The sequence below is a fragment of the Nostoc sp. NMS9 genome (assembly GCF_017114995.1).
GTDB lineage: Bacteria > Cyanobacteriota > Cyanobacteriia > Cyanobacteriales > Nostocaceae > Nostoc.
In genome coordinates this window covers 1-19,939 of sequence record NZ_JABXKL010000109.1, presented here as the reverse complement: position 1 = coordinate 19,939, position 19,939 = coordinate 1, and the positions used below count along the sequence as shown (strand labels likewise).

At 40.5% G+C, this 19,939-nt stretch carries 21 protein-coding genes and 1 pseudogene; 9 read left to right on the top strand and 13 right to left on the bottom strand.

Annotated elements, in window-relative coordinates; all coding sequences use genetic code 11:
• Positions 1-1,193 (bottom strand): hypothetical protein (locus HWQ40_RS35455; protein WP_292787349.1); only part of this gene is annotated, 1,193 nt, incomplete at its 3' end.
• A 139-nt stretch (positions 1,194-1,332) separates the two neighbouring features.
• On the opposite strand from HWQ40_RS35455, the gene HWQ40_RS35450 reads away from it, so the two are divergent.
• Together HWQ40_RS35450 and HWQ40_RS35445 are read left to right on the top strand one after the other, a co-directional pair.
• Complete coding sequence (locus tag HWQ40_RS35450) at positions 1,333-1,707, top strand: helix-turn-helix transcriptional regulator (protein ID WP_292787347.1); 375 nt, start codon at positions 1,333-1,335, stop codon at positions 1,705-1,707.
• An 8-nt stretch (positions 1,708-1,715) separates the two neighbouring features.
• The gene (locus tag HWQ40_RS35445; RefSeq protein ID WP_292787346.1) at positions 1,716-2,258 is read left to right on the top strand and encodes an ImmA/IrrE family metallo-endopeptidase; all 543 of its coding nucleotides are present in this window, start codon (positions 1,716-1,718) and stop codon (positions 2,256-2,258) included.
• A 710-nt stretch (positions 2,259-2,968) separates the two neighbouring features.
• On the opposite strand, the gene HWQ40_RS35440 is transcribed toward HWQ40_RS35445, so the two are convergent.
• The 6 genes from HWQ40_RS35440 to psaC all read right to left on the bottom strand — a co-directional run bounded on the left by HWQ40_RS35440 (position 2,969) and on the right by psaC (position 11,896).
• Positions 2,969-4,978, bottom strand: a complete 2,010-nt coding sequence (locus tag HWQ40_RS35440) for a CHAT domain-containing tetratricopeptide repeat protein (protein ID WP_292787344.1) — start codon at positions 4,976-4,978, stop codon at positions 2,969-2,971.
• 25 nt (positions 4,979-5,003) lie between these two features.
• The gene (locus tag HWQ40_RS35435) at positions 5,004-6,269 is read right to left on the bottom strand and encodes a tetratricopeptide repeat protein (RefSeq protein WP_292787342.1); all 1,266 of its coding nucleotides are present in this window, start codon (positions 6,267-6,269) and stop codon (positions 5,004-5,006) included.
• An 864-nt stretch (positions 6,270-7,133) separates the two neighbouring features.
• A complete protein-coding gene (locus tag HWQ40_RS35430; RefSeq protein ID WP_292787341.1) occupies positions 7,134-8,276 on the bottom strand; it encodes a hypothetical protein in 1,143 nt (380 codons plus the stop codon).
• 20 nt (positions 8,277-8,296) lie between these two features.
• The gene (locus tag HWQ40_RS35425) at positions 8,297-8,941 is read right to left on the bottom strand and encodes a TnsA endonuclease C-terminal domain-containing protein (RefSeq protein ID WP_292787338.1); all 645 of its coding nucleotides are present in this window, start codon (positions 8,939-8,941) and stop codon (positions 8,297-8,299) included.
• 326 nt (positions 8,942-9,267) lie between these two features.
• Positions 9,268-11,139 carry a glutamine--fructose-6-phosphate transaminase (isomerizing) gene (gene glmS / locus HWQ40_RS35420; protein WP_292787335.1) on the bottom strand — a complete coding sequence of 624 codons (1,872 nt, stop codon included), beginning with the start codon at positions 11,137-11,139 and terminating at the stop codon, positions 9,268-9,270.
• Positions 11,140-11,650: 511 nt separating this feature from the next.
• On the bottom strand, positions 11,651-11,896 hold the full coding sequence (gene psaC / locus HWQ40_RS35415) for a photosystem I iron-sulfur center protein PsaC (protein WP_015175986.1): 246 nt from the start codon (positions 11,894-11,896) through the stop codon (positions 11,651-11,653).
• 626 nt (positions 11,897-12,522) lie between these two features.
• Between psaC and HWQ40_RS35410 the strand changes: the two genes are divergently transcribed.
• Entirely contained in the window at positions 12,523-13,530 is a 1,008-nt protein-coding gene (locus tag HWQ40_RS35410; protein ID WP_292787333.1) for a class I SAM-dependent methyltransferase, read from the top strand.
• 146 nt (positions 13,531-13,676) lie between these two features.
• Here the strand turns inward: HWQ40_RS35410 and HWQ40_RS35405 are convergent, their stop codons facing one another.
• Positions 13,677-13,913, bottom strand: a complete 237-nt coding sequence (locus HWQ40_RS35405; protein ID WP_292787330.1) for a hypothetical protein — start codon at positions 13,911-13,913, stop codon at positions 13,677-13,679.
• A gap of 209 nt (positions 13,914-14,122) precedes the next feature.
• On the opposite strand from HWQ40_RS35405, the gene HWQ40_RS35400 reads away from it, so the two are divergent.
• On the top strand, positions 14,123-14,491 hold the full coding sequence (locus HWQ40_RS35400; RefSeq protein ID WP_292787328.1) for a Dethiobiotin synthetase: 369 nt from the start codon (positions 14,123-14,125) through the stop codon (positions 14,489-14,491).
• 78 nt (positions 14,492-14,569) lie between these two features.
• On the opposite strand, the gene HWQ40_RS35395 is transcribed toward HWQ40_RS35400, so the two are convergent.
• Positions 14,570-15,181, bottom strand: coding sequence for a hypothetical protein (locus HWQ40_RS35395; RefSeq protein ID WP_292787351.1), 612 nt, complete (start codon positions 15,179-15,181; stop codon positions 14,570-14,572).
• A 406-nt stretch (positions 15,182-15,587) separates the two neighbouring features.
• On the opposite strand from HWQ40_RS35395, the gene HWQ40_RS35390 reads away from it, so the two are divergent.
• The 3 genes from HWQ40_RS35390 (at position 15,588) to HWQ40_RS35380 (ending at position 17,698) form a co-directional block, all read left to right on the top strand.
• On the top strand, positions 15,588-15,854 hold the full coding sequence (locus tag HWQ40_RS35390) for a hypothetical protein (RefSeq protein WP_292787352.1): 267 nt from the start codon (positions 15,588-15,590) through the stop codon (positions 15,852-15,854).
• 870 nt (positions 15,855-16,724) lie between these two features.
• Positions 16,725-17,168, top strand: a complete 444-nt coding sequence (locus tag HWQ40_RS35385; protein WP_292787326.1) for a GMC oxidoreductase — start codon at positions 16,725-16,727, stop codon at positions 17,166-17,168.
• Positions 17,169-17,434: 266 nt separating this feature from the next.
• Positions 17,435-17,698 (top strand): hypothetical protein, encoded by a 264-nt coding sequence (locus tag HWQ40_RS35380; RefSeq protein ID WP_292787324.1) that lies wholly within the window; start codon positions 17,435-17,437, stop codon positions 17,696-17,698.
• A 130-nt stretch (positions 17,699-17,828) separates the two neighbouring features.
• On the opposite strand, the gene HWQ40_RS35375 is transcribed toward HWQ40_RS35380, so the two are convergent.
• Entirely contained in the window at positions 17,829-18,083 is a 255-nt protein-coding gene (locus tag HWQ40_RS35375; protein WP_292787322.1) for a hypothetical protein, read from the bottom strand.
• Between the two features lie 152 nt (positions 18,084-18,235).
• Here HWQ40_RS35375 and HWQ40_RS35370 point away from each other — a divergent pair, with 152 nt between their 5' ends.
• Entirely contained in the window at positions 18,236-18,568 is a 333-nt protein-coding gene (locus HWQ40_RS35370; protein ID WP_292787320.1) for a DUF5674 family protein, read from the top strand.
• A complete protein-coding gene (locus HWQ40_RS35365; protein ID WP_292787318.1) occupies positions 18,565-18,939 on the top strand; it encodes a hypothetical protein in 375 nt (124 codons plus the stop codon). Before HWQ40_RS35370 ends, HWQ40_RS35365 begins: the two co-directional genes overlap by 4 nt.
• A 39-nt stretch (positions 18,940-18,978) precedes the next feature.
• Here HWQ40_RS35365 and HWQ40_RS35360 read toward each other — a convergent pair whose 3' ends face one another.
• From HWQ40_RS35360 to HWQ40_RS35350, 3 genes and pseudogenes are all read right to left on the bottom strand, one after another.
• The gene (locus HWQ40_RS35360) at positions 18,979-19,254 is read right to left on the bottom strand and encodes a hypothetical protein (protein WP_292787316.1); all 276 of its coding nucleotides are present in this window, start codon (positions 19,252-19,254) and stop codon (positions 18,979-18,981) included.
• A gap of 33 nt (positions 19,255-19,287) precedes the next feature.
• Entirely contained in the window at positions 19,288-19,482 is a 195-nt protein-coding gene (locus HWQ40_RS35355; protein ID WP_292787314.1) for a hypothetical protein, read from the bottom strand.
• A gap of 85 nt (positions 19,483-19,567) precedes the next feature.
• Positions 19,568-19,873, bottom strand: a pseudogene (locus HWQ40_RS35350) (transposase); the annotation flags it as partial.
• Positions 19,874-19,939: the final 66 nt, after the last annotated feature.

Genomic DNA, 19,939 nt, shown 5'->3' with positions numbered 1-19,939 from the left:
TCCGCGCTTCCTAAATATTCTCGAATGGCTGGTACTTTATTTTTTCGCAAGTCCCTTAGGTGCATTATCTTGGCTCTGACTCGTTCTTCAAAAGCTGTATCGCTGAAAAGATGGGTGCTTTTTGGCAATCCTGTTGCTTCTTCACGCAGAATTTCGATGTAATCTTGGCGCTGATGCAGACGATGGTTAGGAATAACATAAAAACTTTCGTCATAGCGCAAATCGCCTTCCCCGAATATCGGCTTCAGTTGCAAAGCCAAATCATACGGATTTCGGTAGTCTTTGATGTCTACAGCCCACACTGAGCCGTCACCAAATTGTAGTCCCAGGTCGTAACGGTCAATACCAGGCCACAGTTGAACTTCGCAAAGATATTCTGGCTGTTGTTTATGTAGCTTTTCTAAAGCATGGAACAGACGTATCTCTGGGATACCAGGCAAACAGACACGCCAATGAATGCCAAACTTGAGACGACGCAGACCTTGCTTCTCAGAAATGCGCCGAACATAGGACAAGTTTTTACGATGGTCATTGCAGACGCTTGGCTTAATGCCACGTAAATGTCCATGTTTTTTAATTAAAGGGCCGCAGTGATCGCAGCACCAATAAGATTCATTTTCCTTACAGTCTTCGTACAGATCGCCGACATCATCAATAGAGATATAACGCGTTTGAGAAAAGGTGTTACGAAGCTGCCCTAAAGTAGTGTAAGGATTCGTAATTAGAAATTGACGCAGCAAAACATATTCCCTTTGAGAGCGTTCAGCATCCTGTTCATTAGCTTGTTGCAGCTTGTCCAGCAATCTCAGAAACTGAAAGTTCTCCAATGCAATTTGTTGTACTTTCACAGAAGCAAACTCAGGAAGTTGCCCTCGTTTTATCAACTGTTCGTAAAAATACTGGCTTGCTTCCTCACTTAGCGCTCTATCGTATATCAAGCCATATTCTGAGTCAAACTCCTTCGGAATTACCAGTGGATACCATGTTTGCAAAGGTTTTTCTAAAAGAGCCAAAAGACCTTCTAAAGTACGTGGATAAAAAAAAGTTGTCATTTTCAATGCCAGAGTATTGGAGGCACGCTGTAAGAAATCAGGGTATGGGTATTTAGGGAGTTGGTATTGAGTATCTGGACGAAAAAACTCTGCTAAACCAACAACCAACAAATCAAATATGATTATTTCGCTATTATCCAAGGAGTACCTCCTTTGTATAAAGCAAGCTTTGGATATTGTGTTTCTTTAGTGAAACAGTGTCTTTTTAAGAACACATAACAACTATAGCTGATGTGAGACAATAAAGAAACACGTTTCATCAATGAAACAGTAAGTACGCATGGGATATTACTTAGACACAGTTTTATTGGCTGCAATGGTGAAGACGAAGCGAGGGGGCAAAGGGCTGCGAGACACAGCTAAAGAAATAGGAAATGTTAGTTCTTCTACACTCTCACGGGTAGAAAATGGCAAAATGCCCGATATGGAAACCTTTTTAGTACTTTGCGATTGGCTGCAAGTGTCGCCTGCTGAACTATTTAAGAAAACAGAAGAATCCGAAGCTTCCTGCGACTCGAATACACCAGAGACAATAGAAATTCAATTGCGAGCATCAAAAAAACTCGATCCGGCGATCGCTAATGCACTAGCAGAATTAGTCAAAGCAGCGTATCGCAATAATTCTCAACAAAGCGACAACCAACAGCCGGATTAAAAAGAATTATGACACTAACAGGAAAATTACCAACTGAGTTCAGGCAAAGGTGTGAAGGAATTGCCACCGAACAACGTAGTTTATTAAATTTACGGGCATTTGAGCCATTACCAGCAGATTTGCTTGCAACTCAATTAGGTGCAACAATTTTGACACCTGAACAGATTTCCACTTTAGATCCTTCTGTAGTAGCGGTGTTGCTCGATAGCGACCAATGGTCAGCAGGAATTATTAATCAAAACCCACTCTGGATTGTCAACAATCCACGCCATATTCCCGCGCGACGCGAGTCGAACCTGATGCACGAGTTTGGACATCTGCTATTAAGACACAAAATTGTCCGCTTTGATCCAAATACCGGGCTTCCTCTGCGCCGACAGACCGATGAAGATGAAGCGACTTATTTAGGTGGGTGTTTTCAAATTCCTCGGCGGGGTCTACTCTGGGCTGTTCAGTGTCAAATGACACAGACAGAAATAGCAGTGCATTTTAATGCAAGTGAGGAAATGGTGCGATTCCGTGGCAACGTCACAGGAGTAGATATTAGATAAACGTTGTATGAGAAATTTTGCACCTTCTGAAAGTAACTTCAATTTAAAATTTTTTCCACAATTTCCTGACATTTTGTGACATTTCGGAAGATATTTGCCGGATAGGAAGTTGGAAATAGGTTGCTACTTTCACTCATAATACTTCCCAAGAACTTTGAGGTCATAGATTGAATATCATCAATTTGTACTGGGCTTAAATCAGATGATATGCTAAAAAAATTCTCTGGCAAGGCTTTGTAAACAAGGTGTAGTATGAGCCTATTACTATGAGTAGCAAATAACTTTTCTCTTCCATCTCGTTGTTTTTGTACTTCTGATAATTTATTCTCTACTACTCTTAAGATTTGAACTAATTTCCAAAGGTTAGAACCATTTACTGATCTATTAAAGATGTAGATAAATAATTCGGTTGAACAATTTTAGCGCCTCAAATGCTTGTTATTTCGTGGCAAAGAATAAATAACGGTTGAACAATTTCATTCATGACTTTGAAAGATACTTGATTCCTAGCCTAATAAACAAATAAAACGATTAAACAATTTTTGAAAAGCTTTATATAACAATAGTTTGACGGACTCTTCAAAATTTTAAACATCTTCTAATTCTATTGCTGGCATGGTAGTGTTCGCAAAAATACCTCAGTCGCGATCGCACTCTATTTCATATTAAGTTGGTAATATAGAGCGATCGCCTAACCTCTCAAAGCCAATTCACTTATCCATCGCCGTCCAATCACCAGAAGGTATAAACGCAGCCCAGTAGTAGGGATGCTGATACTTCTCACCTTTTAACATCTCTAATTGAGTTTGGCGCAGCGCCTCACTCCGTCCTTGGTTGTCCAACAATTTTTTGTAGTAGGCTACCATTAAGTCTTTGGTAGCATCATCTGCCACTTTCCACAAGCTAATCATCTGGCTTTCAGACCCAGCAATTACCAAAGCGCGACGCAAACCATAAATGCCTTCACCAGCATTAATGTTTCCCAAACCAGTATCACAGGCAGATAGAACCACCAGTTTTGTGCCGACTAGGTTTAGTAAAGTTGTTTCTAGGGCAGTGAGAATGCCATCTTCGCCACCACTTTGACGAGGCTTCAACCCAGCAAAAACTAATCCTGATAGTAATAGAGGATTATCAGCAAGTGTGGTTTTCTCTTTGTTTGCTGAGGCATTTTCAAAAAAACCATGCGTGGCGATATGCAGAATCCTGGGGCTTTTAACTTGTTTGACTGCACCTTCTGTAGCTTTAGCACCTGTTAAAGGCTTGACTTTTAAGAGAATCGAAATTGCTTTAGCTTCTTCAGCAGTACCTTCTAGAGGAGAAAATGTTCTCTGCGACAGGTCAATAGAGCGGGTATTTTTTGCATCAATACTATTAGCATTAGGTTGACGTGCAACTACTTCACCAGGACGATCGAAATTAGGGTCAGCAATGAGGACTGGTGGCTGTTGGCTGGGAGAATGGTTTTGTAGTCTGAGCAAGTCTCGTCCAGAGGTAAGATAAGTGAAAGAATAGTTTTCAACTAGGTAGCGGTTATTTTCATCTACCAGTGCTTCAAAGGGAATGAGGTTGAGAGCGCTGTCTGGAGAGAGTAGAATTTTGCGAGTATTACCCAAGAGTTTACGTACTGGCTGCATGAGAATTTTATCTAAGTCACGAGCCGATTGTTTAACTTGGGCAATAGGAGTTTCTTTATCTCGCAAATCATCGCGGAATGATTCTAGGGTTTTTTGAATTGTTTCAGCATCGCCTAAGTCAATACCTTTTGGTTCTCCTTTTGCCGAGAGGATGTATATCGCGTAACGAGGTTTCCCAAAGTTTTTACCTAGCGATGCGTTGGGATTAAAAGGTCGATAGCGGACTAGTTCCACCAAAGCTGCATCAGCAGGAATTAATTTTTGAATATTTTCGAGGGTGGCAGGTTGAGACTGAGGACGAAATCCTTGACTGCGACGGCTAAGTGTGTCTTCTAGTTGTTTTGCTTTGGTTTCAACTTGAGCAACTTGAGTCCGATACTGCTCAAGATCAAGTGTCTCTGGTCGGTTATAAAATAGATAGGCAAGTTGAGTGTAGGTTTGAGATAACTCATCTAATAGTTTCTGGCTTTCTGGGTCAAGGCGTTGACGCAGAATTTGCTGGCTATTGGTGAGGAAATCTAAAATGCGTCCTTTACGCTGTAACACCGTATTCAGGGCTAAACTATTAGCCTTGGGGTTGTTAGTGGCAGAATTTAGATGTAAGGAAATGGTAGCATCTGCGGTATAAGAGATGCTATTTATATAGTCACGTTTCTGCCGCTCGAAACCCACAGCCAGGTTGAGAGCTAAGTTGTGTTCTTGAACTGTTATTCCTTGTGTGAAAAACTCAAGAGCGCGGCTGATGTCACTTTGTTCCCAGTACAGTGCTGCTAGATTATTCAAGCTAGTTGCCACATCAGGATGCTGCTCACCCAGTAAGCGTTTTCTCATTTCTAAAGCTTGGCGAGACAGAAGTTCGGCTTCTGCGTAGCGTTTCTGTCTCTCGTAAAATCCTGCTATATTATGTAAGCTAGTTGCTACATCAGGATGCTGCTCACTCAGCAAGTGTTTTCTCATTTCTAAAGCTTGGCGAAACAGAGGTTCAGCATCTGCGTAGCGTCCCTGGCTTAAGTACAGGAATGCTAAATTATTCAAGCTAGTTGCCACATCAGGATGCTGCTCATCCAGTAAGCGTTTTCTCATTTCTAAAGCTTGGCGAAACAGAGGTTCAGCATCTGCGTAGCGTCCCTGGCTTAAGTAACTTTTGTTGAGCTAGATGTAACCATGCGTCCTCATCAGCATTGAGAGTAGAACCTTGTTCACAACACTTTTGCCATTGCTCCAATGCGGTTGGTTGTTTTTGCCGCTCCATTACCTGAGCTAAGATACAGTGTGCCGCACCAGTATTCCCGATATACTTTGCTACTTCTGGGTTATTCGCAATCCCAATTGCTGCTTGTAGGGTTTGTTGTGCTTCTTCATATCTGCCTTGCTCAAACCTCACCCATCCTAAATTTTTAAAAAGGCTATATCTGACTTCGGATGAGCTATTCTGCTCATTAGCTTTCACCAGTCCGTTTTGTAGCAAAGCTGTAGCCTGGGAATATTTTTTATCCTGGATATATAAGCGAGCTAGATTATTGTAAGCATCAGGAACATCACTTCCCACTGCGATTTGATAATGCTTCCGGGCTTTCTCAAAGTCTTGTAAATCTTCGTAAAGATTGCCGAGATTATAATGAGCATCCGCATTATCGGCATCCAAGGAAATTGCTTTGAGGTAGTCTTGTTCTGCTGCCCCTAATTTTCCTTCTTTGTAATTATTTAACCCGTTACGGTTATATAACTGAGCAATTGACGGTAGAGCCAACCAAAAACCAAGTAAAAATATTGTCATTAATAAAGTTGACCCCAACTTAGCTTCTTCTTGTAAGTGTTGGGGAATATTTAGCCTTGTGAGTAATTTGTCAAATCCTTCTTTACCAGCTTTAGTTAGTTCACTACTTGCCTGTAGCAATGCCAAAATACTTGGCAAAATAACCGCAGAAGCTCCCAATAATCCTGCTCCCCCACTGAAAAAGCGAGTAGCAATATTAATCAGTAAACTGAGGTTAGCAGTCCAACCAGCAACTACCAAACCTTTCCACAACCAATCCAAACTATCCCACTTGTGGGGAGGGCTAAGATTTTCCAACCTCCACCACCAAGCTTCAGCAGGGAGATGTATACTTTCTCGCCAGAGAGCAAATTGTTCAGCTTTGATAACTTTGTTAATCTGTCCTGCCTGTTTCCTGAGTTCTGCATCTAACTCTAGAAGCTGCTTTAACCTGCTGGTAGAAATGAATGTTGCATCCTTTAAAGCCACCTGCACAGCATTCCTAGCATTTAACACTTCCAGAACCTGCTCAGTATCTATAGACGTACCAGCTGCTTTTAGCTTGTCAATTGCAGTCTTATAATACTCAAGGGTTGTGTCTAGCTGAGAGTTTTTCATCCGTAATTCAGATTAAATCTTTAGAATCCCAACAAGCAGGAAGAAGTTGCAGACAGTAAATTTACTGGCCCCGTAAATGAGTATACGGCTGTTACTAATGAAAAGTTCCTGTTAAGTCAGCTATGGGGAGATAAAACCTGAATTTGTCAACATACCATCCCTAGTATTGCTGCTCACTTTATCTCATTAGCTTTTTCTCTTTAATACTGAATTAGAATAATACTGTTATCGAATTTGCTTTAGTTAAATAAGTAACGCGGCGAAATAAAACGTAAGTATATTTGCAGTTATTAAACTGCTGGCAATTCTCAAAGCCTTTGTAAAACTGTAAATTATAGCCAGATGGTTTACAAAAAACTGCGATCGCAGCATTTGTACAGGCACAAAATTATTCTTTCCATAGTGTGTAATATACGCAAATAAGAATCACGATCGCCCGATTAAGCGATCGCATCTCCTCTTCTCTCCTCACGTAGCCCACTTTTTACACAATAATTCTTCATTGCAGCATTGTCAGATAGCCGAACCAAGCCAAAAAGGAATTCAAGAAGTATTGCAACCACTGAGGTAGATTCCTTTTACCTCAAGCTTCCGTTTGAATGCAGAAATCCAGCATATAGCGAAGCGCTTTTGGGATATGGTATCAGGAGCGATCGCTATCTCAAAGAAACGCTGCAAACTTGGAAATAAGATTTAATCACCAGAGGCAATGTTTGTGGCAGTTTGCAAAGAAAGTAGGAAGCCAGAGATGGTACAAACGAAAGTATCTTTTTTCGCCAACAAACTAGTAATTTTGATACAGCTGGCTGTGATTTATACCTCTGTGGGTGGGAATACTAAAGTATAAGGTGATCGCTATTGAGTTCAAAAGCTTGCTTTTGTTCTATATAAAGGTAGATCTGCGGCTACATTAGTTAAAGCCATCATCGCTCCTATCCAAGACGGCCCCTCTAAACCGACATAAAAACCCGTTATCATTCGACTAAAAACATCAATAATTACGTATATAACTGGTCTACCAATTATCCAGTTACGATTGTATTTAGAAACTAAATATACATCTCCGACTGTAGCATCAATTTGATATCGAGAACCGGGGCCAATAGTTTCCATCTTAGAGGTTCCCAAAATAGCTCTATTTTTTAGAGCAAATTTCTTCGCTCCTATTCGAGATGTCAAAGTTTTTGTTACATCATATTGCTCAATTTGATACCAGTATTTGAATTGAGTAATTGTAGGTATTTTCTCAGTCGGAGTTAGAATAGATTTTCTAACACCATTCTCGTCATATCTGATTCCTTCTTTATAAAACTCCTTTACCATCAATTCGTAGGCAGTTGTGAAATAGTTTTCCTTTGGATTATTGTAAAATCTGCTAATAGCTATTCTAAAAATTCTCCTATCCTCTTCCGTGACATTGACCCCTTCACCAATTTCTGGGTCGTATGAATATTTTTTAGGCCTTCCTCTCTTTTTGTTTGAATCTCCTCTAATTTTACCCTTACCTGATGAATTGATAAAATCAGGTATCAAAGCATTTTTTGTTTTTCCCCTTTGCCAAAATCGTCTCATGTATCCATAAACAGTTCTTTCTACTAATTTATCTTTTTCTCTTCCTTCGTTATAGCTTTTAATAACTTGCCTTACCAGAGAACCTCGAATATTCCTATAATATATTGAAGGTTCCTGGACAACTAAAGATGAAATTATTTCCCAAGCTTTATCTCTATACTCTTTATCTCTATACTCTTTATCTCTATCTGTTAAATTTTCCTCACGAATTATTCTTGCCCAAGGGTCTTGTTTCTGCTTAAATGCAAGACCTTCAGACATAGCTTCTAAAATTTCAGATACTTTCTTCGGTTCTGGTAAACCTTTTTTAGAATTAACATCAAGAACAAAGGCAATAAGATAACCTTCGTCGATCCAAATAATTCTTTCAATCAGTTGACTATTCCCATCTGATTCCCACTCGATAAGGTCATTGATAAATAAATTTTCATGCATCTTACTTACCAAGTAATTTTTCAAAATATAATTTTTTCGATAACTTTGCTGGAAGGACAAGCAGATATTTTTGTCTCCAACATATTTATAATGATTTGTTTTGCGGCAATTAAATGCTTAAAAATATAAAGTGATGTACCAGACTTGATATTCATTTCTTTATCTAGAGCGGTAGTTACTCTATTTATTGCCGTATCGTGTTCCTGAAGCTTGGATTTTAAAATAGTTCCTAGCTCATGTAATTGGGCAATATCCATTTCAGAATTTGCTTCTAATTTATAGGCAGGATGAATCCACTCAACATTCTCCGCTAATAGCCTTGGAATTTCATTTTCTGTAACAATTCCCCAGTCTATGCTTTTTGCTAAGTAGTACCGCCTCTCTAATTCCAATTTTTCAATTACTCGCTTTTTCTCTAGCTCTGTTGATTGCTTAACTGTTCGGGCAATCTGAACCTGCTTTCCATTCTGATTTACTGTAAGCATGAAATCAGTTGTTAAGACATAAGGAGTACCACTTTGTAGGTCTACAGGATACTTTATACCCATCTCCGTAGCGATACTCATTGCTAAGTCAAGGTCGTCTAGAGGGAATTGCTCTCTTGTATCTGTGACGACATCTGACCACTCAAATAAATAAAATAATCGTTTTTCTTGGTCTGACAAGAAATGATGTACTCGGTTGCTTTTCCAGCCAGGAGTCCTAGACGACCGACCTTTCGAGGGAAAATCTTGGATTGTAATCCAGGGCTTATAGTCTTTACCACTCCCCCGCCCACGACCTTCTTTTCTATAGCGCTCAAATTTGGCTTGTGTCCATTCTCCTCTGCCTCTAACCATAAAAATAACCCCTGAGAGCGATCGCATATCTTCTTAATACAAGCGTACTCTGTAAAGGGTTATTGTTTAACCGAATTATTAATTGTTTAGCCGAATTATTAATTGTTCAACCGAATTATTCCTCCACACTTAATTTTAAGTATAAAATAATACTATTCTACAGTAACACTTTTAGCAAGGTTACGAGGTTGATCGACATCCAAACCGCGACGGGCGGCAATATGATAAGCCAATAGTTGCAAAGGAACTACTGTCAGAATCGGAGAAAGTAACTCTTCAACATGAGAGACGGGAAGAAGATCGTTAAAGATTTCCGCAGCTTCGCCATCTTTAACTGGAGTCACGCCAATTAAACGAGAATCTCTGGCTTTGGCTTCTTGGGCATTAGAAATAACTTTTTCGTAAACACTACCAGGTATTGCGATCGCAACTACTGGTACTTTCGCATCTAAAAGTGCGATCGGGCCGTGTTTCATTTCTCCAGCCGGATATCCTTCAGCGTGAATATAGCTGATTTCCTTTAATTTCAACGCCCCTTCTAAAGCAATCGGAAAGTTAATTCCCCTTCCCACAAAAATAAAATCTTTGGTTTCGGCGAATTCGTGGGCTAGCTGTTCGCTTAAACGTTCCTGACTTTCTAAAGTTGCTTCAATTTCTTTGGGAATCTGCCGCAACCCATTAATAATTTGATCTAATGTATCTTTTGAAACTGTCTGACGACGAGCGGCTAAATCCAATGCCAAAGCATAAAACGCCATCAGTTGAGCGGTAAAAGTTTTCGTCGCCGCTACCCCAATTTCAATTCCCGCTAAAGTACTGATAATATGCGGTACTAGATGACTGAGGCTGCTTTCGGGGCGATTGGTAATACCCAGTAGTCGCGCTTGATATTTGGGTTCTTTCCCTTGGCGACGTTCTTTTTCCATCGTCAAAGCTGCTAGGGTATCGGCTGTTTCACCTGATTGGGTAACACCAACGATCAAAGTGTTAGCCGTCACGGGTGATGGTGCATAGCGATACTCAGAAGCATAATGTACTTGAGTTGAAATTCCTGCTAGTTGTTCGAGTAAATATTTTCCGATTAATGCTGCGTGCCAACTTGTACCACAGGCGACGATCTGAATTTGTTCTAAATCGGTATATAAATCTTCAGGTAAACCAAGATTGATTGGCGATTCGGTAGATTCGGTTGGATTAAAGTATGCGTCTAAACTAGCTCTTACTACCCCTGGTTGCTCATGGATTTCTTTGAGCATGAAGTGTTTGAATCCCTGCTTTTCAACCATTGCTGGATTGAAGTTGAGCAGTCGGGGTTGTTTTTTCAACCTATCGCCAGCAAAATTGTAAATCTCAACGCCCAAAGGTGTGAGGCGGGCAATTTCGCCATTTTCCAGAGGTAGCACCGCACGAGTGTAGGCAACGATCGCTGGCGTGTCAGACGCACAAAATAACTCCCCTTGACCAAAACCAATTACCAAAGGTGCTTGTTGGCGGACAACAATTAATTCATCGGGATAGTCAGCAGAAATAACTGCAAGTGCAAACGCCCCGCGCAAGTGGTTAACGGCTTGGCGAACTGCCTCTAGGAAGGGAGATGAGGGGGGAAGATTCTTTAAAAATTCGGCTATCAGATGGGGAATGACTTCGGTATCGGTTTCAGAACGAAATTCGTGTCCTTTTGCTTTGAGTTCCTCGCGTAACTCGCGGTAGTTTTCGATAATGCCATTTTGCACTACCGCCACTCGCTTTGCCGTATCCAAATGGGGATGGGCGTTGTGTTCTTCTGGTTTACCATGAGTTGCCCAGCGTGTGTGACCAATACCAATTTGGGCAGGGGTTTCTATTTGTTCCAGTTTAGAACGCAGGTTATGGAGTTTGCCCTTTGCCCGCACACAATTGACCTCACCTTCCCAAACAGTGGCGATTCCAGCCGAATCGTAGCCCCTGTACTCTAGTTTCTCCAGTCCAGCAAGTAAAATGTCTGTCGCCGCTTGAGTGCCTATATATCCAACAATTCCGCACATTCTTCACGCCACTTTTTTCAAGATGATTAAATCCAGTATAGTCGGTAGCATAAAGTGGACATTTTGGAAAGAAAAAAGGGAGTAAAATACTCCCTCTACCACTAGGTATTGTTATGGATTTTAGGTTTTTTTACAGCGGATTCCCGTCAGCTTTTGACCTGACGGTACAAATACAGCTTCTAGGATTTAGATACCCAGAGATTATATCCCCAATCTAAAATTGCGATTTCGTAAGGTGGGCAGTGTCCACTCTACGATCGTAAAGGTGCTTGCTATTGAGACACTTAAAAGTATTGAGTGCCGAGTTCCAAGTTCCGAGTGAAGAATCAAAAAATTGTATTTCTAATTTACTTCTTTTTATCTCAGCAACGCCAGTTGCTACAACGGAGGGAACCTCCCTTCGGGTTCACCAGTCGCCTACGGCGGGAAACCCGCCTACAGCGCTGGATTCACCGCAACGCACTGGCTCCTCAGCACTCAGCACTCAGCACTCCGATCAGCACTCAGCTTTTTAGTAAGCTAGACCCATACTGCGAGTTGTTTCAGCACCCAGGTAAACCCGGATGCTCAAAAAGTCGGTGGGACAAGCGGTTTCGCAACGCTTACAGCCTACGCAGTCTTCTGTACGGGGTGAAGAGGCAATTTGAGCAGCTTTACAGCCATCCCAAGGAACCATCTCAAGTACATCAGTAGGGCAAGCGCGGACGCATTGGGTGCAGCCAATGCAGGTATCGTAGATTTTTACGGAATGAGACATTGAATAAACGGCTCCTTTCGAGTGTTCTTCTCTGCGAAAGAATCATAATCAACGCATAGTCTACCGCAGTGGTTGATAGGCCGTAATCAAAAGGCTACATAACTTCAAACAATGTAATAAGCACCGTTAAAATTTTTTTTTGCGAGATTGTCTCTATTGACTGATAATCAGCAACATCATCAGAGCGTATTTGCACTATTGCTTTACCAAAATGTGGTGAAAATGTAAAGATATATGAAATAAAAGTCAATCTATTAAAGATTACATCGGAGTTATCTATGGTATTTATTGCTTAACAACTATGTACAGTTATGTACAGTTAAACAAACCAAATTTGTAACGAAATATTAATTATTATTTAAAATTTCAAATTCACTGTATACAGACTAATCTGATTTTGCGAGCGCTTACCCGCCAAAACTAGGCGATCGCAGTCATTGTTTGCGTGGCATAAAATATACTAATATTCTTAGTACAGTTGAGAAATATAGGATTTCTATTTCATTTTTAAAATACACGTAGGATGTGGTTTGCCCACTATATCCAGATTTTGATGGGTAAAGCCTATCTTAATATTAATTAAAATTTTTCACATATCATTTAGGATTGCTATATAGGTGCTTACTATGACTAAAGATCGAAATGAAATGATAGTTAAATATGGTGTTTTTTGTTCTAAGATTTTTAGGTATGCCAGATATTATCCTGAAGATATAATTCGTATATTTTGGTTTGCTATTTTTCTAGAGTTGTTCTACTTCTCTAATTGGCGCTCACCAAATAATGAAGAATTTGTTCATTTAGTATATGCATACTTTTTATTTTCTCCACCTTCAGAGAAAGAACTTTCATTCTACAAAGATAATCTTGACCAAGGTAATTTTTCAAGAATTCAGGTTATTCTCTCTTATTTAATGCTACCAATTGGGATTGAACAAAAACTCTTTTCTCGAACAGGCATAGAGGCGCATCACCTGGCAAGGGTCAAACTCGTACAGGAAATATTACCACAGGCTGAGTATATTCTCGATTTAGGAGGCTCTTGCCCTGCTTCTCCAGAAGGTGCCCTCATGGTCATGGGTTATCCGTACAATCCGCAACAGTTGGATATTGTTGATCTACCACGGGAGGAAAGAATTTATAATCCGCAATCTGAGGAATATCCCCAGCAATTCATAACTCCAGATAATCTTACAAAAATTAATTATATCTATCGGTCAATGGCAGATTTATCTAATTTTCCAGAACATACTGTTGACCTTGTGTGGTCAGGACAAAGCATTGAGCATGTAACAGAAGAAGAAGCCGAGAAAGTAATTCAAGAAGTCTTTAGAGTCATCAAACCAGGTGGATCATTTTGTTTAGATACGCCAAATCGTCAGCTTACAAAGCTTTTGGTACGTAGAGGATTTGTACATCCTGAACATAAGATTGAATATACACCCGACGAATTGATTGCAAAGATTCAAAAAGCTGGTTTTATTATTAAAAAAAAATTAGCTGTTTCTCCAATGCCCTATAGTTTAAAAACCAAAAGATTTAGCAAACTTGAATTGATGAGCAGTATTGGTTTTTCAGAAAATATAAACCAAGGTTTTTCTTTTTTCATCTATTGTAGTAAGCCAGATAACTGAGTAAGATATGCCACATTTTACTTGCATAATTAGTGTAGACAAAACTTCTGCACGACTTGTTTGGTAGTGAACAGGCGATCGCTCACCAATAAGTTGTATATTTAACTTTTTAAGTCTGGCAATTTCATAATGATTATTCCTACATATCAGAGTATTTCAGAAATTGCAAACTCATCATTTATAGCAGTAGTTTGTATTTTTATCTTTGGCTCGATAGCGGTAACTTGCAGTTGTTCCTCTAGATTTTTACCATCAGCAAATTTATCTTTTACATACTCCCTTTCTCGGATTTGTCGAACAATACTTTCTAACAGCCAAAGTTGTTCTTCTACAGACAAGGCAAGGATAGAGCGCTCAATTTCTAGTAAATTCGGTGAGAACATTTTACTTCTGACTCCTAGTAAGGTGAATTTTTCAAAGATATTATATTCAGTCTATCTGGTTAACCTAGAGTATCGTCAATTCCCGATCATTTTCCCCATGCCTATCATTTCACAAATCATCAGACATTGCTATAAATAACTAGAAAGCTGTTTTATGACTTTTTAATTAAGTATTATTGCTGAAGCAAAATGTACGCTAAACTGACTACATGAATTACGAAACAGCTAGGAAACTCCTCATAGATCAGACAATCACAACCGAGGAAAACCCAGATGCGCTGTTAACGCGTATGAAACAGGGCAAACCGCCGGTACCCGGTCAGATCACTTCGATTTTGTTGGCATTGAAAGTGGTGTTTGAAGCCCTCAAAGATGCAAAGAGCCTAGACCGAGAACTGGCTTTGGCCCTTTATCAGTTAAGCATTAAGGCGCAACAGCTATTTGGCGCAGGGCGTAAAGCCGGGGTTGATTGGCCACCACTACTCAAAGAAGATTTACTACGAATTTCCTTAGCAGCTGAAAGTATCTTTTCGGGTATATGGCAAACCTTAGCTCAGATGGAGTTGGGGAAGAGATGAGGGAGGAATCAATTCAAAATTCAAAATTCAAAATTCAAAATTAAAGAACTTCTGCCTCCTGCCTCCTCTTGTCGCCCATTAACGAATTTGCAGTTCATTTTCTAACTTGTCTAGGTCAGTTTTGAGCAAAACGGTCATTTGACCGGTAAAAGCTTTGCCATTCTTGGGTTGGGCAACTTCCACCCAATATACATAGCGATCGCCTACTCGCAATTCTCCCTTTAAGGCTTCCCGAATCGGAGTTTTGGCTAGACGGGCTGAATTAACTACCTTCTGGTTGGGATATTGATACACCACTTGGGCGCGATCGTAGTCTTGATAAATCTCCAAGCCATAAATCACCCGCAAGGATTCTTGGAGACGCGCAAATGTCATGCCGTTAATAGCATCATACATAGTAATGCGCTCAGTCCGAATTGTGCCACGGTCTTTAGAAAACTCCACCCTACCGGGAGGCAATACCGACGCTTGAAAAGTGAATCGTTGGGCAGCAGTATCAGTCTTTTGCACAAATAATTGCTCCCCTCTCCTAGGGCGGAGTGTCGGATGTGCTTTAATCCAAGTGCCTACCTCTTCTGTACTTTGCCCTGGTAAAGCATTGGCTTGGGAATCAAAAAGCGTTCCCACACAGAGCCAGGGCACTAGAGAAAAAGGTAAAATTAAACAGTTAAGTAGAGATTTTTTGAGCATTTTGCTGTTCAGGATTTTCATAGAAATTCCCCATTAGGGAGTAACCATAGTCTTCCCGTTTTTCAGCAAAATTACTTCAATGGATTGCTGCCATCGCGCATCTAAGCCTTTATGGATTGCCGTAGGCGCACGGTATACCATCATTGGTGTCAACTTCAGGAAAAAGTTAGGTAAGAGAAAGCGTCTAGAGTTGCCCTCATCCCCTAACCCTTCTCCCATGTTGGGAGAAGGGGAATTGGAGAATTATGCTCCCCTCTCCCAATTTGGGAGAGTGGTTTCGTACAACGAGAGAAAAATAATAATGATTTGTAGCTAGAACTAGGTTATGAGGGTAGAGTTGGGTTGCATTCGCTACCAGGAGCAGAAGAATTTTATGATCATCAAGGGATGATTGATTTAGGAGAAGATGATACGTGTTTCTCTTAATCGAGAAGTGCGGTTGTTGCTGAATAATTGGAATTTAGGAACAGCTACAAAAATTGCAGTAAAAACTGCAACAGATAGATTATTTCAAAGATTAAGACTGAAGTGTGTTGTGTTTAACATTATTTCCGACATTGAAGCCGATTCTACTTTGGAGAACTCTGCCAAAGTTTCAATCATTGCCTCGTCGCCTTTAATCTCAACCCCAGCCATCAGATCCATCAGCACCGCCTTAAGTCCCAACCGATGACGCATTAGCCAGGAAGTAGAAAGATTGCTCCAATCGGTGCAAATGGACAAGCGATCGCAGCATTCAAAAAGGAAAACATGTATTTTTTATCACTTATTCAAACAGTTGCCTACTGTTTTTTTATTGCTTAAAAACTAGAGGTAGATGAAGAATAGACAAAGTTTAGTATTGGTATATACATTGAGCAGCACATAATGTGAAGAGTATGCAAAGATGAGTGTTTAAGTATAAACATCTAAGTAAGATATTGACTATGTAGTTATTTGGAAGCTACTGAGATGTTGCAATATTTTTCGGTTAAAGGGAAAAGTGAAAGAAAAAACCTTTCTCCTTTCTCCTAAACTAAATTCCTCTTTTGAACTGCAAAAACCGAGAAGTATTGTGAGATGTTCTCTATGTTCAAGCTAAGTACCCACCGAGAATAGCCCACTAGGAGGGTATAAAAAACTCTTTCCGTTCAAGAGCCAACTGTTGATTATTTTATCTTCTAGTAAGACTTAGGCGCTGACAAAACAACAACTATGAAGGATGTGTTTTAGGTATTCAATTGTCAGATTTTTAGTCGATGGCAGCTTCTTTCCATCCAGTTCTGCCGTCAATCCCACACTGACCATTATCGCCAATTCCTTGCGAGTGGGCGATCGTTTACTAGAGCGCTTGAAATGACAATACCTTCGCCAAAAAAATCCTACTAAGGTTTGAATTTGGATTCCAACTAAAGTTGGAGCCAACCTTCCATTTTGAGATGAACTGATTCATCAATCATTCTATTGAGCAGAAGTTTCAACTCTGAGTGGACGACAAGTTAGAGTTAATTGCATATATTTAACTCAGACTTTGACCCATCCTAAAAACATTGGAAGTGTTAGTTTGCGTTCACCCGACCCCCAAGACGCACCGATGATTAGGCTAAACTATCTACAAAGTGAAGCCGATGTGCAAAAACTCGTTGCTGGGATTAAATTAATGCGTAATTTGTTCCATGCAAGTGCCTTTGATGAGTTTCGTGGTCAGGAAGTCGCTCCTGGTGCAGAGAAGCAGAGCGATGAAGCACTCGTTGCTTACGTCCGAGAAGTTTGCAATACGGTGTATCATCCAGTCAGCACCTGCAAAATGGGTACTGATCCAATGGCAGTTGTAGACCCTGAACTGCGGGTATATGGGGTTGAGGGGTTGCGTGTCGTGGATGCATCCATCATGCCAACAATCACCACAGGAAATACAAATGCACCCACTATTATGATCGGCGAAAAAGCAGCTGATTTAATTAGACTTGTCGCACTCGGAAAGCCTTTCTCAGTAAGTACAACGTAAAAAATCCAGAACTCTTAGCCTCTTGGCCTATCTGGCCGTCGGCGATGATTTCGTCTGACATTTGCTAGTTCGAGGACTGCAACGAAGTTCCGATCATGACCCGACGAACCAAAGACTACAGAGGCGAATGGCACTAAGAAAAGCTCTAAGCTATGTGGAATAAGGACTACATTTAAAGCTATTGAACAGTGTCGGAATGGGTCAGGCAATTGTCTTTGATGCAGTTTCATGGAAACGATCGCCGATAAAGGATTTATTGGCGGCGAATGGCAGAAAGATATTTTCCAAAACACAGGCAATCAAATTTTCACTCCCAAACGCGCATTTTAATTGATCGGGTTTCCAGTGATGGGAATTGGCGAGAAGTTTGCCAAGACTTGAAACAAGAAGCGGCTATTAATCACTCTACGGTTAGTGAACTAATTGCAGACATACTCAAAAACAACGGCTTGAAAGACGTGTTCGATATTGAAACAGTTGACTGGGAAACATTTTTAGTAGACGAATCAGCAATACCTACGGAGGAATAACACAGATGACCAAAATGCCTCAAATCCAGTCTAGGTAAAGACTAGCGATGTCATAAGTCAAAGCGGCACGGCTGAAAGATGGGCAAAAAAACGGGCTTCTGGGGCTATTTCTAAATTAAGGACCGATTTTTTAGATCACCTCTAGCTGCTGTATTAGGTTCTGAATCTTGCGCTGACAAAAATCAATCTCGCTTTCCATCTCCAATCGCAATTCTTGAGCAGAAAGTAATTTAATTCCCGACTCCGTAACATATTCTACTTGTTCATCTTCAGTGCCAATTAGTACCGCATATCGCCATGAACCATAGTGTTCAGGAGCCACCAAGTTTTCAAATAAACAATACTGAACGCCTACAATCAATCCCTGCTTGGTTCTTTGTCCCAACGAATATTTTGGTGATGTCCATCAGGGATGGTAATAACTTTTGGAGTGTTCATATTCACTTCTAGAAAATTGTTTTTCCGGTTAAACTGCCAGTAATACAGTGATACTTGCAATAATTGAAATGCCTTTCTTTGACAGAGGCTAAGATTTAAATGATTCTGCTGTTACGCGAACGCGCCACCCCTGAGCAAATTGAACAAATGCTCCAAGAGCACAAGTTCTACATCAAAACCGCAGTCGATATCGAACGTCGGGTACTGATTGGTGGCGGTGATTTACACTATGATTGCGAACAGGCTCTGTTGGGTGATGGTAGTCGGCAAGAAAATATCTGGGCAGCCAGTTTTATGCCTTTGACTGGGAAGATAATTTTTGAATCAATTGTCAATCTTCGTCCCCGGCAAAATAGGTCAATGGAGATATTGGACTCTAATATTAGAGAAAGGGTTGCTCAAATCATTATCGAATTCCTGGGAAATTTATGATCGAATTGACACCGAGACAACAAATTTTCATACAAGATGATGTGACTACCCGTTTGCATCATCTAGCTGCACACCTTGAGCAAATTCAATCCTTGTGGACACAGCCATCATCCCAGGAATTGATGCTGACTCTGGTCAAAGAAAGTCGATACTTTATCGAGTGGACTGTACCAGATATGGTGAAAGCAGATGACATTGATAGAGCAGCAGAGTTGGTTGACTTAGGTCGCATGTTGACTCGATGGCTATTCAATTGGGACAATATTTGGTCGGATGCCGAACAAAAACAATCTGCTGCTGGACAAACTTCATATTGGTTACGTCGGGTTTTGGAAATATCACGCACAGAACCGGAATCACGGACCGCCTGACCTCCTGAATCTCTTGGATTAACGAAGAACATTTCACCTCTATGAAGCTTGACTTTGTTTGATTAGCAGTGAACGCAAGTACTGCCGACAAGCTGCTTCTCCCCGATAAATCAGAATACGAAGCGCCTGTACTTCTTGCATCGGAGAAACACAAATCTCAGCAATGGCAGCAATCAAATTCTTTTGCGAACGCATATAGTCTTGATGATGCTGCTCTAATTCCTGAATTCTGGAATTTAACTGCTGTATTTGTCGCAATGCTTTAGTTAAAGACGATTCTTGGTTTTGAGAGTGATTATCAAGAGTTAACGTCATGTTATTGCTCCTATTTATTGAGATTCTTCCTGTTTACTGTTGAGTGGCTTGTTCAACCTGATCAATTGCGTCTACAACTTCTACCAAGATATTAAAAGCATCGTTTAGTACCACATCATTGGTAGTAGAGAAGTACTCGGACGATTGAATTTTACGATAATCCTTACTACTGCCAACAAGCCGCAACGGTAATCGACCACGGGGCGATCGCAAATAATAAGACAGCAAAACCCTATCAAAGAGTAATAGTTCAACACAAGGAAACAGCAGACTGATTCAATTCGGGAAATAAAGCCGTATAACTTCGAGAGTTTTAAGCAGCATTTTTGACAACAGTAGAAGCTAGAGGAATTTGAGGAAGTAGAGTAGGAGAAGGTTTACCTTGGTGTTTGGCGCTCACTGCTTGAGCCATAAATTCTAAGACATTTCGACGCTGAAACTTAAGAGTAGTGACAACGGTCAACATCCTTTGCACAAAATTACTACCAGCCTGGGTTTGAGAACCAAAACTGGTACGCCTCCAAATGACAGCATGGCGTATAGCTCTTTCAGCAGCATTATTTCTAGGTTCCACACCCGCAACAGTCACAAATAACCACAAAGCAGGCTCAAACTTTACTTAATACTGCGACTAGTGGTCTGTCCCATTAATTCTGATGGGTTATAATCAAGTGTAATTAAATAG

Bases quoted from the DNA above. Each gene is read 5' to 3' on its own strand.
- HWQ40_RS35360 (WP_292787316.1), bottom strand. From the start codon at position 19,254: ATGACGTTAACTCTTGATAATCACTCTCAAAACCAAGAATCGTCTTTA.
- HWQ40_RS35435 (WP_292787342.1), bottom strand. From the start codon at position 6,269: ATGAAAAACTCTCAGCTAGACACAACCCTTGAGTATTATAAGACTGCA.
- HWQ40_RS35410 (WP_292787333.1), top strand. From the start codon at position 12,523: ATGACTAAAGATCGAAATGAAATGATAGTTAAATATGGTGTTTTTTGT.
- HWQ40_RS35450 (WP_292787347.1), top strand. From the start codon at position 1,333: ATGGGATATTACTTAGACACAGTTTTATTGGCTGCAATGGTGAAGACG.
- HWQ40_RS35405 (WP_292787330.1), bottom strand. From the start codon at position 13,913: ATGTTCTCACCGAATTTACTAGAAATTGAGCGCTCTATCCTTGCCTTG.
- psaC (WP_015175986.1), bottom strand. From the start codon at position 11,896: ATGTCTCATTCCGTAAAAATCTACGATACCTGCATTGGCTGCACCCAA.
- HWQ40_RS35365 (WP_292787318.1), top strand. From the start codon at position 18,565: ATGATCGAATTGACACCGAGACAACAAATTTTCATACAAGATGATGTG.
- HWQ40_RS35440 (WP_292787344.1), bottom strand. From the start codon at position 4,978: ATGAGAAAACGCTTACTGGATGAGCAGCATCCTGATGTGGCAACTAGC.
- HWQ40_RS35430 (WP_292787341.1), bottom strand. From the start codon at position 8,276: ATGCATGAAAATTTATTTATCAATGACCTTATCGAGTGGGAATCAGAT.
- HWQ40_RS35395 (WP_292787351.1), bottom strand. From the start codon at position 15,181: ATGCTCAAAAAATCTCTACTTAACTGTTTAATTTTACCTTTTTCTCTA.
- glmS (WP_292787335.1), bottom strand. From the start codon at position 11,139: ATGTGCGGAATTGTTGGATATATAGGCACTCAAGCGGCGACAGACATT.
- HWQ40_RS35370 (WP_292787320.1), top strand. From the start codon at position 18,236: ATGATTCTGCTGTTACGCGAACGCGCCACCCCTGAGCAAATTGAACAA.
- HWQ40_RS35380 (WP_292787324.1), top strand. From the start codon at position 17,435: ATGGCAGAAAGATATTTTCCAAAACACAGGCAATCAAATTTTCACTCC.
- HWQ40_RS35400 (WP_292787328.1), top strand. From the start codon at position 14,123: ATGAATTACGAAACAGCTAGGAAACTCCTCATAGATCAGACAATCACA.
- HWQ40_RS35445 (WP_292787346.1), top strand. From the start codon at position 1,716: ATGACACTAACAGGAAAATTACCAACTGAGTTCAGGCAAAGGTGTGAA.
- HWQ40_RS35390 (WP_292787352.1), top strand. From the start codon at position 15,588: ATGATACGTGTTTCTCTTAATCGAGAAGTGCGGTTGTTGCTGAATAAT.